Annotated in this window: 11 protein-coding genes; 4 read left to right on the plus strand and 7 right to left on the minus strand. The window is 70.4% G+C overall.

Annotated features, from left to right (window positions below):
* Positions 1-5: 5 nt before the first annotated feature.
* From V8J36_RS16175 to V8J36_RS16185, 3 genes are all read right to left on the minus strand, one after another.
* Complete coding sequence (locus tag V8J36_RS16175; protein ID WP_336468349.1) at positions 6-2,789, minus strand: DUF4159 domain-containing protein; 2,784 nt, start codon at positions 2,787-2,789, stop codon at positions 6-8.
* The gene (locus V8J36_RS16180; protein ID WP_336468387.1) at positions 2,789-3,616 is read right to left on the minus strand and encodes a DUF58 domain-containing protein; all 828 of its coding nucleotides are present in this window, start codon (positions 3,614-3,616) and stop codon (positions 2,789-2,791) included. Before V8J36_RS16180 ends, V8J36_RS16175 begins: the two co-directional genes overlap by 1 nt.
* Before the next feature lie 62 nt (positions 3,617-3,678).
* Positions 3,679-4,722: an AAA family ATPase gene (locus tag V8J36_RS16185; protein WP_336468350.1), complete on the minus strand. Its 1,044-nt coding sequence runs from the start codon at positions 4,720-4,722 to the stop codon at positions 3,679-3,681.
* Positions 4,723-4,864: 142 nt separating this feature from the next.
* Here V8J36_RS16185 and V8J36_RS16190 point away from each other — a divergent pair, with 142 nt between their 5' ends.
* Entirely contained in the window at positions 4,865-5,416 is a 552-nt protein-coding gene (locus V8J36_RS16190) for a DUF1285 domain-containing protein (RefSeq protein ID WP_336468388.1), read from the plus strand.
* Positions 5,417-5,492: 76 nt separating this feature from the next.
* Here V8J36_RS16190 and V8J36_RS16195 read toward each other — a convergent pair whose 3' ends face one another.
* From V8J36_RS16195 to V8J36_RS16205, 3 genes are all read right to left on the minus strand, one after another.
* Positions 5,493-6,230, minus strand: coding sequence for a metallophosphoesterase (locus V8J36_RS16195; protein WP_336468351.1), 738 nt, complete (start codon positions 6,228-6,230; stop codon positions 5,493-5,495).
* 92 nt (positions 6,231-6,322) lie between these two features.
* Positions 6,323-7,918 (minus strand): phosphoglycerate dehydrogenase, encoded by a 1,596-nt coding sequence (serA, locus tag V8J36_RS16200; protein ID WP_336468352.1) that lies wholly within the window; start codon positions 7,916-7,918, stop codon positions 6,323-6,325.
* Between the two features lie 136 nt (positions 7,919-8,054).
* Positions 8,055-9,209 carry a phosphoserine transaminase gene (locus V8J36_RS16205; RefSeq protein WP_442902502.1) on the minus strand — a complete coding sequence of 385 codons (1,155 nt, stop codon included), beginning with the start codon at positions 9,207-9,209 and terminating at the stop codon, positions 8,055-8,057.
* A gap of 637 nt (positions 9,210-9,846) precedes the next feature.
* On the opposite strand from V8J36_RS16205, the gene V8J36_RS16210 reads away from it, so the two are divergent.
* Together V8J36_RS16210 and V8J36_RS16215 are read left to right on the plus strand one after the other, a co-directional pair.
* Complete coding sequence (locus V8J36_RS16210) at positions 9,847-10,446, plus strand: hypothetical protein (protein ID WP_336468353.1); 600 nt, start codon at positions 9,847-9,849, stop codon at positions 10,444-10,446.
* Positions 10,447-10,577: 131 nt separating this feature from the next.
* A complete protein-coding gene (locus tag V8J36_RS16215) occupies positions 10,578-11,174 on the plus strand; it encodes an inorganic diphosphatase (RefSeq protein WP_336468354.1) in 597 nt (198 codons plus the stop codon).
* A gap of 85 nt (positions 11,175-11,259) precedes the next feature.
* Here V8J36_RS16215 and V8J36_RS16220 read toward each other — a convergent pair whose 3' ends face one another.
* Positions 11,260-11,832: a hypothetical protein gene (locus tag V8J36_RS16220; protein WP_336468355.1), complete on the minus strand. Its 573-nt coding sequence runs from the start codon at positions 11,830-11,832 to the stop codon at positions 11,260-11,262.
* A 207-nt stretch (positions 11,833-12,039) separates the two neighbouring features.
* Here V8J36_RS16220 and serB point away from each other — a divergent pair, with 207 nt between their 5' ends.
* Complete coding sequence (gene serB / locus V8J36_RS16225; protein ID WP_336468356.1) at positions 12,040-12,924, plus strand: phosphoserine phosphatase SerB; 885 nt, start codon at positions 12,040-12,042, stop codon at positions 12,922-12,924.
* Positions 12,925-12,926: the final 2 nt, after the last annotated feature.

Raw genomic sequence — 12,926 nt, forward strand, 5'->3', positions numbered from 1 at the left:
TCCGGTCACTGGCCCAGCCGCTCGAGCAGCGCGGGGACATGGACCTGGTCGGATTTGTAGTTGCCCGTGAGCACATGCATCACGAGGTTGACGCCGAAGCGATAGGCGATCTCGCGCTGCCGCTCGCCGCCATAGCCGCGCCCCACCGGGAACATCGGCTGGCCGTTCGGCAGCACCGCCCAGGCCGCGGCCCAGTCGTTGCCGCCGACCACGATCGGGGTCACGCCGTCGTTGAGGTTGCGGAACGGCATCCCCTCGGCCTGCTCGGCCTGCGGGGGCGAGGCCTCGACCCAGATCCCGCGCCCGGCATAGCGGCCGGGGAAGTCCTGCAGCAGGTAGAAGGTGCGGGTCAGAACGTGATCGGCCGGGATCGGCTCGATCGGCGGGATGTCCAGCGGTGCCGCCAGCGCCTGCAGCCGCCGGCCCTCGGGCGTGGCCGAGCCGAAGTCGGCCACATCGGCATCGCGGGTGTCGAAAAGGATCATCCCCCCGGTGCGCAGGAAGCGGTTCAGCCGCAGGTAGGCCTCGGGCGAGGGCGCGGGCTCGTCCGGGGTCACCGGCCAGTAGAGGAAGGGGAAGACCGACAGGTCGTCGGTGTTCAGGTTCACCGCCATCGGCGGTCCCGGCTCGACCGAGGTGCGGGTGCGCAGGATCTGGCTGAGGCCGGTGAGCCCCGCCTCGGACACCTCGTCGATCTGGGGATCGCCGGTCTGGACATAGGCCAGCACCACCTCTGCGGTCGCGCGCAGCGCCTGCTGGTCGGCACCCGCCGTCTGCGCCCGCGCACCGCCCGCAGGCATCACCGCCAGCGCAAGGCCGAGGCCCGCGGCGACGGCGGCGACGCGGCGCATCCGCGAAAGGCGCCCGCCAAGGATCAGCGAGGCGAGGATGTCGATCATCAGAAGCCCCAGCGCGAGGGCCAGCAGCGGCCCCTCCAGCGGCGTCTCGCCACCGGCGCCATCCTCGGCCAGCACGAGCCCCGCGGGCCATGCGGCCGGGCTCAGCGCGCGGCCCGGGGCGATGGCGTTCACCGCAAGGCTGCGGTCGTCGCTGGCGTAGATCCCGGGCGGCAGGTCTGCGCCCGGCACCGGCTCGGCCAGACGCTCGCCGGGCACGCCGGCCATCTCGCCCGCATCTTCGAGCGCGCCGAAGCCGTCGAGCACCCGCTGCGGCACCCATGTCGTGCCGGCCAGATCGCCGGGCTCCGGCAGCGCCGCGCGGGTGGCAAGCGACAGGCGTTCCAGCATCTGCACGAAGAGGCCCGACAGCGGCAGGCTCGACCATTCGGCATTCGCGGTGACATGGAACAAGATCACTTGCCCCTGCCCCTCGCGGCGCTGGGTCACCAGGGACGTGCCGTCGGCCAGCGCGGCGATGGTGCGTTCCGACAGGTCGGGGTCGGGTTCGGCCATCACCTGCGCGCTGACCGTCACGTCCTCCGGGATCGCAAGGCCGTGGAAGGGCGAGCCTTCGCGGAACGGCGCCAGCGTCTTCGGCTCGCCCCAGCTCATCGCGCCACCGACCGACCGGCCGCCCGCGCGCAGCCGCACCGGCAGCAGCGGATCCTCGGCCCCGCGCCCCTCGTCCGAGGCGGCAAGCCGCTGGCCGGCGAAGCGGATCAGCAGACCGCCGCGATCGACCCAGCCCACCAGCTCTTCGGTTTCCTGCGGGGTGATGCGGGCGACATCGGCCATGACGATGGCGTCGGGGTCGGCCAGCACCAGATCCGACAGCGTGCCGCGGATCAGGTCGGCCGAGGGCGCCAGCGCCTGTTCGAGATAATGGGTGGGCGACAGCAGCTCGAGCCCCTCGGCAGACGAGGCGCTGCCATCGACCAGCGCGATCTTGCGCCGGCGCAGAGAATCTCCGGCCAGCGCCACCGCGCCCGCGGTCTGCTCGCCGACGATCTCGAAGCGCGTCACCCGATTGCGCAGCTCTGCCGGCAGGTCGAACTGCGCCTCGCCCTCGGCCGCACCTGCGGGCAGATCGACCGTGGCGCGGGCCAGTTCGCGCTGGATGCCCTGCGGATCAAGGCCCAGCGCCGCGACCTCTGCCGTGGCAGCCGATCCGGTGACCGCGCGCAGCACCGGCACTTTCAGAAGCTGATCCTCGAACCGCGCGGGACCTAGGCCGCGCAGCGCGCGCGGGCTTTCGGCCACGGAGACAGTGCCATGCGATTGCAGCGCCGACAGCAGGGCCGCGCGCCCGTCGCGCTGCAGCCCGTCCGAGATCCAGAGCGTGTCGAACGCCTGATCCGGCAGCGCCGCGGCCAGCGCCCGCATCGCCGCGGGCGAAGGCTCCCAGGCCGCAGGTTCCAGCCCCGGCAGATGGCTTGCGACATCGGCCGCGGGGGCGAAGACCGGCGCGGGCGGCTCGTCGGCGGTCAGCGAGACCAGCGCCGCGGGCTGGCCGGCCAGACGCGCCGATTCCAGCGCGCTGTCGATGCGGGCGCGCGCGCGCTGCCAGTCGCGGGCCGAGGCCCAGCTGCCATCCGACACGATCAGCAGCGGCCCCTGCCCCGGCTCTCGGGCCACGGGGTTCAGCACCGGCCCGGCAAAGCCCAGGATCGCCGCGGCCACCGCCAGCATCCGCAGCGCCAGCAGCCACCAGGGCGTGCGGTCGGTCACCTGTTCCTCGTCGCTGAGGCCCAGCAGCAGCGCCACGCCCGGGAAGCGGCGGCGGATCGGCGCCGGCGGCACCGCGCGCAGGATCAGGTACAGCAGCGGCAGCGCGATCAGCCCCAGGAGCAGCCAGGGCGAGACGAAACCGAGGGGGCCGAGCGTGAACATCAGGCCATGCGCTCCATCGCGTGGTAAAGCCACAGGAGCGCGCCGGGGGCCGGATCGCCGGTGTGGTGGCAGTGATACTGCCAGCCCGTCCGTTGCGCGAGCGTGAGCAGATGTGCCTTCCGTCCCGCCAGACGCTCCAGATAGCGGTCGCGCAGGTCACCGGCCTTGCGCGTCTCGTGCATCAGCCCGCCAGTCATCGATTCGAAGATCGTGCGGCCCTGATAGGGGAAGGCTTCCTCGACCGGGTCGAGCACCTGCAGCAGCGCCCCGGTCACGCCCCGGTCCGAAGCGCGGGTCAGCGCCTTCTCGACCCCGGCGGGATCGCCGAGGAAGTCCGAGATGAAGACCGCGCGCGATTGCGGCAACAGCGCGCGGCCTACGGGAGCGCCGTAATCCTCGTCGCCGGCATCGGCGGTGAAGCGGCTGGCAAGGCGCACCAGCTGCACCTCGCCGGCGCGGGGCGGGATCTCGGGATCGGCCATGCCGACACGCTCGCCCGCGCGGATCAGCAGCACGCCCAGCGCCAGCGCCAGCAGGCGGGCGCGGTCAGCCTTGGTGGGGCGGTTGTCGTCGCCGGTGAATTCCATCGAGCGCGCGTCATCGACCCAAAGGTGCACCGACTGCGCCGCCTGCCATTCGCGCTCGCGCACGAAATGGCTGTCGGCCCGGCCAGAGCGGCGCCAGTCGATCGCCCGCGCCTCGTCGCCCGCCGTCGCCGGGCGGTATTGCCAGAACTCGTCGCCCAACCCCGCCTGCCGCCGGCCATGCGCGCCAAGCTGCACGGTCGCGGCCAGCTGCCGCGCCGCCGCCAGCAGGGGCGGAAGCATGTGCGACAGCTCGTCCGCGCGGCGGCGCAGGCCGGCCGAGTTGTGGCTGATCGTGTGCGGGCTCAAGCCGCCGCCTCGATATGGGTGACCTGCGCGGCCACGCCGTCGATGATCTCGGACAGGCTCTCGCCGCGGGCCCGGGCCGCGAAGCTCAGCGCCATGCGGTGGGTCAGCACCGGCCGGGCCAGCGCCGCCACATCCTCGATCCCCGGCGCGAGACGGCCGTTCAGCAGCGCCCGCGCCCTCACGCCCAGCATCAGCGCCTGCGCGGCACGCGGTCCCGGCCCCCAGCTGACCGCCTGCTTCACCCGCGCCGCGGCCTCGGGCTCGCCGGGGCGGCAGGCGCGCACGAGGTCGAGGATCGCCTCGACCACCTGTTCGCCCACCGGCATCCGGCGCACGGTCTGCTGGGCGGCGAGGATCGCCTCGGGCGTGAAGACCTCGGTGACCGAGCCGGTCTCGATCCCGGTGGTCGCCAGAAGGATCGCGCGCTCGGTGTCGCGGTCGGGATAATCGACGTCGATCTGCACGATGAAACGGTCGAGCTGCGCTTCGGGCAGCGGATAGGTGCCCTCCTGCTCCAGCGGGTTCTGGGTGGCCAGAACGTGGAACGGGCGTCCGAGCTGGCGGTGCTGGCCCGCGACGGTCACCTGCTTTTCCTGCATCGCCTGCAGAAGCGCCGACTGGGTGCGGGGGCTGGCGCGGTTGATCTCGTCCGCCATCAAGAGCTCGCAGAACACCGGCCCCTCGATGAAGCGGAAGGCGCGGGACCCGTCGGCGGCGGTTTCCAGCACCTCGGAGCCGAGGATGTCGGCCGGCATCAGGTCGGGCGTGAACTGGATGCGCGAGGATTTCAGGCCCATCACCGTCGAAAGCGTGTCCACGAGCATCGTCTTGCCAAGTCCCGGCAGGCCCACGAGCAGGCCGTGACCGCCGCAGAGGATCGCGGTCAGCACCAGCTCGACGACCTTCTCCTGGCCGATGAAGCGCCCCTCGACGGAACTGCGGGCATGGCCCAGCCGTTCGGCCAGCGACTCGATCTCTGCGACCAGCGCCGCGCCATCGGTCGGGCCAAGGTTGGGGGAGGTCAGGGAAGGCCCGGCCATGACAACGTCTCCTCGCTAGGTCATATGGTCACAATAGAGGCAGATGTTTGGGACGCCACCAATGGGAAAAAAGCCTGACACATATGTGAAGGAGCCGGAGGTCGCGGAGGGCGGCACCGCCGGCACCACCACCGAGCGGCTGATGGAAGCGGCGAAGAGCGCGGGGGCCCGAGGGTTGCCGCCGGTGCACCTGTGGAATCCGCCGTTCTGCGGCGACATCGACATGGAGATCCGCCGCGACGGGACATGGTTCTATCTCGGCACGCCGATCGGTCGCGCGCCCCTCGTGCGGCTGTTCTCGACGATCCTGAAGCGTGAGGGCGATGCCTATTTTCTGGTCACGCCGGTCGAGAAGGTCGGGATCCGCGTCGAGGACGCGCCCTTCGTCGCCGTCGATGCCGAGATCTCGGGCGAGGGCGAGGCCGCCGCGATCCGGTTCGAGACCAACGTGGGCGACAGCGTCACCGCCGGCCCCGAGCATGCGATCCGCGTCACCCGCGATCCCGCGACGGATGAACCGTCGCCCTATGTCATGGTGCGCGCGGGGCTCGAGGCGCTGATCGACCGCAAGACCTTCTACCGCCTGGTCGAGGCGGGCGTGCATGCGCCGGTCGAGGGCGAGAGCTGGTTCGGGCTGTGGTCGGGGGGCGTGTTCTTCCCGATCCTGCCGTCGTCCGAACTGCCCGAGACCTGAGGGAGCGAAGGGGGCGCTGCCCCCTCGCGGGCGCTGCCCGCTCCCCCCGGGATATTTCTGCAGAGCCAAACGGGTGTCAGCGGGGTTGAAGCGGCGCGCGGCCCTCGGGCGTCAGGAGCCAGCACTCGCGGCCTTCGAAGACGGCACACATCAGCGGGCGGCCGTAGCCGGCGCCGCCGTCGAGGTTGACCCGGTTGCCATGGTGCTGCGCGTGGTCGAGCGCGGTGTGGCCATGCACCACAAGCGGGCCGTGGTCGCGCGGATCGTCGAGGAACTCGTGGCGGATCCAGAGAAGGTCGGTTTCGGTCTGCTCGGCCAGCGGCACGCCGGGGCGGAGGCCGGCGTGGACGAACAGCAGATCGCCGCGCAGGACATGCGTCGGCAGGGCCGCGAGCCAGTCGCGGTCGGCCTGGGGGACCGCGGCCAGCGCCTCGGCATGCACCGGCGCGACGGGGCGGTCGCCGGGGGCACGCAGCCCGTAGGAGGCCAGCGTCGCATCCCCGCCAAGGCGCGGGTGCAGCCAGCCGAGATCCGACCGCAGCCCCGGATCGCGCGCCCAGGGATCGGCGAGCCAGCCGAGGAACATCCGATCGTGGTTGCCCTTCACCACCTGCCAGGGCGCGCCCTCGGCGATGCCTTCGCGCAGCAGGCGGATGACGCCGGCGCTGTCGGGGCCGCGGTCCACGAGGTCGCCGAGGTGGATCACCGGCGCCGTCGCATCGCCGGTCAGGGCGCGGTCGGCGGCGATCTTCGCATGGGCGTCCTGCAGCAGGTCCAGCCGGCCGTGGATGTCACCGATCGCATAGGTCCGCATCGCGTCCTCCGGTCATGAAAGCGGCCCCCCGCCGGGTCTGGCGGGGGGCCGGGCATCTCTTGCCGGGGCACTGGCCTGCCCCGGGCAAGGGATCAGTTGACCTCGAATTCCAGCGGCTTGACCTGCTGGAACTTGCCGGTGGCCTCGAGCGCCTTCTGGGCGGCCTCGGGCAGCGGCGCGTCGAGGTAGAGGATCGCGATCGCGTCCTCGCCGACATGCGAGCGGCCCAGGGTGAAGTTCGCGATGTTCACGCCATGCTCGCCCAGCGTGCCGCCCAGCGTGCCGATGATGCCCGGCACGTCCTGGTTGGTGGTGTAGAGCATGTGGGCGCCGACCTCGGCATCGAGGTTGATGCCCTTCACTTGGATGAAGCGCGGCTTGCCGTCCGAGAAGACGGTGCCCGCGATCGAGCGTTCGCGCTTGTCGGTGACCATGGTGATCTTGACGTAGGCGTCGAACACGCCCGACTTGCCCTGGCTGGTGGTCGAGACCTGCACGCCGCGCTCTTTCGCGACGATCGGGGCCGAGACCAGGTTCACGTCGGGGTTGGTGGCCTTCAGGATGCCGGCGATGGCCGAGGCGTTCAGCGCGGCTAGGTTCATCTCGGCCACGGTGCCGTCGTAGAGGATGTTGATCGCCTTGATCGGCTCGTCCGTCATCTGGCCGATGAAGCTACCGAGGTGGCCGGCGAGCTTGATCCAGGGGCCCATGACCGCGGCTTCCTCGGCAGTGACCGAGGGCATGTTCAGCGCGTTCTGCACGGCGCCGGTCAGCAGGTAGTCCGACATCTGCTCGGCGACCTGCAGGGCCACGTTCTCCTGCGCCTCGGTGGTCGAGGCGCCGAGATGCGGGGTCACGACGACGTTCGGCAGGTTGAAGAGCGGGCTTTCGGTGGCCGGTTCGACCTCGAACACGTCGAAGGCGGCGGCGGCGACATGGCCGGACTTCAGTGCCTCGGCCAGGGCGGCCTCATCGACCAGACCGCCGCGGGCGCAGTTGACGATGCGCACGCCGGGCTTGGTTTTCGCAATGTTTTCAGCGTTGAGGATGCCCTTGGTCTTGTCGGTCAGCGGCACGTGCAGGGTGATGAAATCGGCCCGCGCCAGCAGCTCGTCCAGCTCGACCTTGGTCACGCCCATGGTCTTGGCGCGCTCTTCCGACAGGAAGGGGTCATAGGCCACGACCTTCATCTTCAGGCCCAGCGCCCGGTCGCAGACGATGCCGCCGATGTTGCCGGCGCCGATCACGCCGAGGGTCTTGTTGAAGACCTCGACGCCCATGAACTTTGACTTCTCCCACTTGCCGGCATGGGTCGAGGCCGAGGCCTCGGGCAGCTGGCGGGCGGCGGCGAACATCATCGCGATGGCATGCTCGGCGGTGGTGACCGAGTTGCCGAAGGGCGTGTTCATCACGATGACGCCCTTCTTGGACGCCGAGGGGATGTCGACGTTGTCGACGCCGATGCCGGCGCGGCCCACGACCTTGAGATTGGTGGCTTTTTCCAACAGCGCCGCGGTCACCTTGGTGGCCGAGCGGATGGCGAGGCCGTCATACTGGGCGATGATCTCGGCCAGCTTTTCCTTGTCCTTGCCGAGCTTCGGCATGTAGTCGACCTCGACCCCGCGGTCGCGGAAGATCTGGACGGCGGTTTCGGAGAGTTCGTCGGAAACGAGAACGCGGGGGGCCATGGCAAGCTCCTGATATCGGGTGGCGGAGGGGGGTGCCGGGCGTACACCGGCCGTACACCCCCCGTGCATACGAAGTGCGGTTTTTCGCAGCGCGCATCGGAAGATGCGCGCCCTCAGTCGCAAAGGGTCGGAAGGGTCAGGCGGCTTTCGCCTGGGCCTCGATCTCGGCCAGGAAGGCGTATTCGATCCAGGGCATCAGCGCCGCCACGTCGGCGGTTTCCACCGTCGCGCCGCACCAGATCCGCAGGCCCGGAGGCGCGTCGCGATAGGCGCCGGCATCCAGCGCCACGCCCTCTTTCTCGAGCCGCTTCGCGACGGCCTTGGCGAAGGCCTCGCCGTCGAGGATGCGCGCATCGGTGAACTTCAGGCAGACCGAGGTGCAGGAGGCGGTCGCCGCATCGACGGCGAGGTTCGCGATCCAGTCCTTGTCGGCGATGAAGTCTGCGATCGCCTTGGCGTTGGCTTCCGAGCGGGCGATCAGGCCCTTGAGGCCACCCAGCGACTGCGCCCATTTCAGCGCGACCAGGTAGTCCTCGACGCAGAGCATCGAGGGCGTGTTGATCGTCTCGCCCTTGAAGATGCCTTCCGAGATCTTGCCCTTCGAGGTCAGGCGGAAGATCTTCGGCAGCGGCCAGGCGGGGGTGTAGGTTTCCAGCCGCTCGACGGCGCGGGGCGACAGGATCAGGATGCCATGCGCGCCTTCGCCGCCCAGCACTTTCTGCCAGGAGAAGGTCACCACATCGAGCTTGTCGAAGGGCAGGTCCATCGCGAAGGCGGCCGAGGTCGCGTCGCAGATCGTGAGGCCGGCGCGGTCGGCGGGGATCGCGTCACCGTTCGGGATGCGGACGCCGCTCGTGGTGCCGTTCCAGGTGAAGACCACGTCCTTGTCGAAATCGACGGTCGCGAGGTCGACGATCTCGCCATAGGCCGCCTTCTTGACGGTGGCGTCGATCTTCAGCTGCTTGACCACGTCGGTGACCCAGCCTTCGCCGAAGGATTCCCAGGCCAGCATCTCGACCGGGCGGGCGCCCAGGAGCGACCACAGCGCCATTTCGACGGCGCCGGTGTCGGAGGCGGGAACGATGCCGATGCGGTAGTCCGCGGGCACGCCCAGAATGTCACGGGTGAGGTCGATCGCCTCTTTCAGCTTCGCCTTGCCGATGGCGGCGCGGTGCGACCGGCCCAAGGGCGCGTCGGCGAGCATGTCGAGGGTGAAACCGGGGAGTTTGGCGCAGGGGCCGGACGAAAAACGCGGATTCGCCGGGCGCTGTGCCGGAGCTTCAAAAGCCATGTCTGGTATCCTTCCAGATAACCGCCCTTCGTTGGGGAAGGGTGTCCCGCCGCCGCGTCTATCGCAGCGCCGCGTGTCTGGCAATACGCATGTTCGCCTTTCCGCCGGATTTCCGTCACGGCGTTCCGCCTTCCCCCCTGCCCGGCGCCGGTTTACAGCCCCGCTGAGGGCTGGCAGGGTGACCCCGACGCGCCGACACCGATCCCGCGGCCCATAGCTGTCCAACCTTTTCAGAAATCATCAAGATTTGCCCGTTTCCGGCACCCGTTTCCGGCCAGTGCGGCCGCCCCCGCCATCGACGCAGCGCCCCCGCGCTGCAGGACTGCCGTTCCGATCCCGGTCGCCCCCTCTGGCCAAGAACCGGCCGGTCGCGGCCACCGCGCCCCGCCGGCCGGGCGCCGCGACAGAGCCATCGCGACAGGCTCGCCTTGCCCGACGTCCGCCGTCCGGGCGGTCGCCCTGTTCCGGCCCGTCGGCGGCACCTCATTGGCCCGTCGGCGGCCCGTCGGCCGCCTGCCTCCTCCCGCGCGGACCGCGTGGGACACCCCCTTCCGCGCGGTGATGCGGCCGCACCGCGCAGAGGCCTCGAACGCCCCAAGCCGCACCCTGTTGATGTAAACCGTCTGGAGACGTCCCCATGAAGACCCCCACCCTTCTCCTTGCACTGGCCCTCGCCACCGCCGCGACCGGCGCCTCTGCCGCCACCACCGGCAACTGGCGTTTTGACCAGCGCATGGAGATCAACATCTGGATCGGCGACGAGGAATTCGGCGAGCGAGAGGTCTACAACACCTACCGCGCAACGGGCGGCACAGCCGATGTGCCGGCGCGCTTCCTGCTGAAGGCCCGCCCCGATTCCTATGGGATCGACCTGCGCTTCCCCGCCCCGCTGGACAAGCTGCTGTTCAGGGGCCTGCTGCAACGCGAGAGCGATAGCGAGTCGGCCAAGCGCCGCCAGAACATGCTCTCGGGCAGGCTGAGCGGCATGAACGAACGCGGCGCGATGTTCATGGACTTCTCGTATGACGGCACCTGGACCTGCAGCGGCGACTGCTTCACCTACCTCTTCCTCGAGGACGGGATGCACCAGTCGCGGACGCCGATCACCCACGGGACCTACGACACGAAACCGATCCCGCTGCCGGCCGCGGCGCCGCTGCTGACGGCTGCGCTGGGCGCGCTGGGTGTCGCCGCGCGGGCGCGCCGGCGGCGCGCGGCGGCGCAGAGCCGGGACTGATCCCTTCGGGCGGGGCGGCGCAACGCCGCCCCCCTTTTCGCCGGGGCGTCACGAAAGGATCATCCGCACGAGAGCAAAGCGTCACATCGGGCGCCTAGGCGGACCCCTCGCATAATTGAGAGGTCCTCCCCATGCTCCGCAGCCTCGCGCTCGCCTCCGCCCTCACCTTCGCCGCCGGCCTTGCCCAGGCCCAGTCGATGAGCCCGCTCGACTACCCGCAGCCCGCCGAGGGCACCGACTTCCTGACCGTCGTCGAGATCCCGCAGGGCAGCTTCACCAAATACGAGCTGAACACCGAGATCGGCTATGTCGTCGTCGACCGCTTCCAGTCGATGCCGGTGATCTACCCGGCCAACTACGGCTCGATCCCCTCGTCGCTGGGCGGCGACGGCGATCCGCTGGACGCGCTGATCTACACCCGCGAGCCGATCGTGCCGGGCGCGGTCATCCTGGGCCGTCCGATCGGGATCCTGCACATGATCGACGGCGGCGAGGAAGATGCCAAGATCGTCGCGGTCCCGGCCTCGGACATCGATCCGACCTATGACGACATCCAGGACATCTCGGACCTGCCGGCGATCGAGCGCCAGCGGCTGGAACAGTTCTTCGCCGTCTACAAGACCCTGCCGGAAGGCCGCAAGAAAGTGGAACTGTCGGGCTTCGGCAATGCCGAGGAAGCCAAGGCGATGATCAAGACCGCCTTCGACGCCTACAAGGCCAAGCACTGAGGTCGGTGTCCGGACCCCGGAACGACGCGACGGGCCGGATCCTCCGGCCCGTCTTCGTCTTGCGGCACCTTGGCCTGTGCCGCAGTCAGGGCGCGGTGATGATCTCGTAGGTGCAGGCGAAGGCGCGCCGCTCGACCCGGTAGATGTCGGCGGCATCGCCCGGCGTGCGCATCAGCGCGTCGCCGGGGGCCACGCGCATCGCCTCGCCCCAAGGCGCTTCGATCGCGTAGGGCGCGGTGCCCTCGGGAACGATGGTGTAGTCCATCGGCTTGCCGAGCGGCGTGAAGGCCTGCCAGCCTGCGGCATCGGCGGCCGAGGTCGGCGCGCCGTAGCGCGGCGCGAACTTGGCGGCGGCGACGAGATATTCCTCGTTCCCGGTCTCGGGGCAGCGGTTGCGCACGACCCAGTCGCCCTCGGCCGCGGGTTTCGAGGTGGTCTCGGTCCCCTCGCCGAGGATTTTGGTGACCACGACCTCGCCGGGTTTCGCCGGCCGGGCGTCGATCGCCTTCGTCTTCTTCGCCTGACCCACGGCATGGGCGGCCTCGGCCGCGGCGAAGACCGCGATGCGGTCCTGTCTGGGCAGGGCGGCGAGGTCGGTCTGGGCCGTGGCGGGCAGCGCCGCGGCGAGAAGCGGCAGGACGAGGAGACTGGCGCGCATGGGATCACCGTGCTGGGGGAGGTCGCGGCGACCATCCGCGGGCGCGCGGGGCCTGTCAACGGAAACGGTCACCGGAAACGGGCGAACGCAAAGGCCGACGGCCGTGGCGTGCCCCGCCTCGGGGCCCGACAGCGAAGGCTCTGGCCAGAAAGCCCGTTTTCGCATAACTCGGCGCGGCCCCAGCTCTCGGCCCGGATGGAGGACACCATGACCGCCCATGTCGCCACGCTTCTTGCCGCCCCCGCGCGCGCCGACCTGCAGGAGGCGACCGTCGCCGCGCTGCGCGACGCCTGGGGCGGTGGCGCGATCCGCTGGCTGGCCGAGGGCATCGCCGCCGAGTTCGACCTGGACGCGATCCCCGCCAGCCGCTGGGGCGACTGGGACGACCTGCAGGCGATGGGGCTCGACCTCGTGGTGCAGCCCGCCGCGGGCCGCAGGAAGCGCTTCCTGATCGCCGACATGGATTCGACGATGATCGGCCAGGAATGCATCGACGAGCTGGCCGACATGGCCGGCGTCGGCGCCCGCGTGGCCGCGATCACCGCCCGGGCGATGAACGGCGAGCTGGATTTCGAGGGCGCGCTGACCGAGCGCGTCGGCCTGCTGAAGGGCCTGCCCGAGGGCGTGATCGCGCAGGTTCTGGCCGAGCGCATCACCTATACCCCCGGCGGCGCGGCGCTGATCGCGACGATGAAGGCCGCGGGCGGCTATGCGGCGCTGGTCTCGGGCGGCTTCACCGCCTTCACCACGGCGGTGGGTGGCCACCTGGGCTTCGACGAGACGCGGGCGAACACGCTGCTGGTCGCCGACGGCCATCTGACCGGCGAGGTCGCGCGGCCGATCCTCGGGCGCGAGGCGAAGATGGCGGCGCTGACCGAGATCTCGGCGCGCCTCGGCATCGGGCATGACGAGGTGATCGCGGTGGGCGACGGGGCGAACGACCTTGGCATGCTGGGCATGGCCGGGACCGGGGTCGCGCTGCATGCCAAGCCCGCGGTCGCCGCGCAATGCGACGTGCGGATCAATCACGGCGACCTTTCGGCGCTGCTCTACATCCAGGGCTATGCGGCCCGCGACTTCATCGGAGGCTGAGC

It is taken from the genome of Frigidibacter sp. MR17.14, assembly GCF_037095735.1.
Lineage (GTDB): Bacteria > Pseudomonadota > Alphaproteobacteria > Rhodobacterales > Rhodobacteraceae > Frigidibacter.

Excerpts from the sequence above, each read along its gene's own strand:
- V8J36_RS16175 (WP_336468349.1), bottom strand. The coding sequence starts at position 2,789 with ATGTTCACGCTCGGCCCCCTCGGTTTCGTCTCGCCCTGGCTGCTCCTG.
- V8J36_RS16180 (WP_336468387.1), bottom strand. The coding sequence starts at position 3,616 with ATGCTTCCGCCCCTGCTGGCGGCGGCGCGGCAGCTGGCCGCGACCGTG.
- V8J36_RS16185 (WP_336468350.1), bottom strand. The coding sequence starts at position 4,722 with ATGGCCGGGCCTTCCCTGACCTCCCCCAACCTTGGCCCGACCGATGGC.
- V8J36_RS16190 (WP_336468388.1), top strand. The coding sequence starts at position 4,865 with ATGGAAGCGGCGAAGAGCGCGGGGGCCCGAGGGTTGCCGCCGGTGCAC.
- V8J36_RS16195 (WP_336468351.1), bottom strand. The coding sequence starts at position 6,230 with ATGCGGACCTATGCGATCGGTGACATCCACGGCCGGCTGGACCTGCTG.
- serA (WP_336468352.1), bottom strand. The coding sequence starts at position 7,918 with ATGGCCCCCCGCGTTCTCGTTTCCGACGAACTCTCCGAAACCGCCGTC.
- V8J36_RS16205 (WP_442902502.1), bottom strand. The coding sequence starts at position 9,209 with ATGGCTTTTGAAGCTCCGGCACAGCGCCCGGCGAATCCGCGTTTTTCG.
- V8J36_RS16210 (WP_336468353.1), top strand. The coding sequence starts at position 9,847 with ATGAAGACCCCCACCCTTCTCCTTGCACTGGCCCTCGCCACCGCCGCG.
- V8J36_RS16215 (WP_336468354.1), top strand. The coding sequence starts at position 10,578 with ATGCTCCGCAGCCTCGCGCTCGCCTCCGCCCTCACCTTCGCCGCCGGC.
- V8J36_RS16220 (WP_336468355.1), bottom strand. The coding sequence starts at position 11,832 with ATGCGCGCCAGTCTCCTCGTCCTGCCGCTTCTCGCCGCGGCGCTGCCC.
- serB (WP_336468356.1), top strand. The coding sequence starts at position 12,040 with ATGACCGCCCATGTCGCCACGCTTCTTGCCGCCCCCGCGCGCGCCGAC.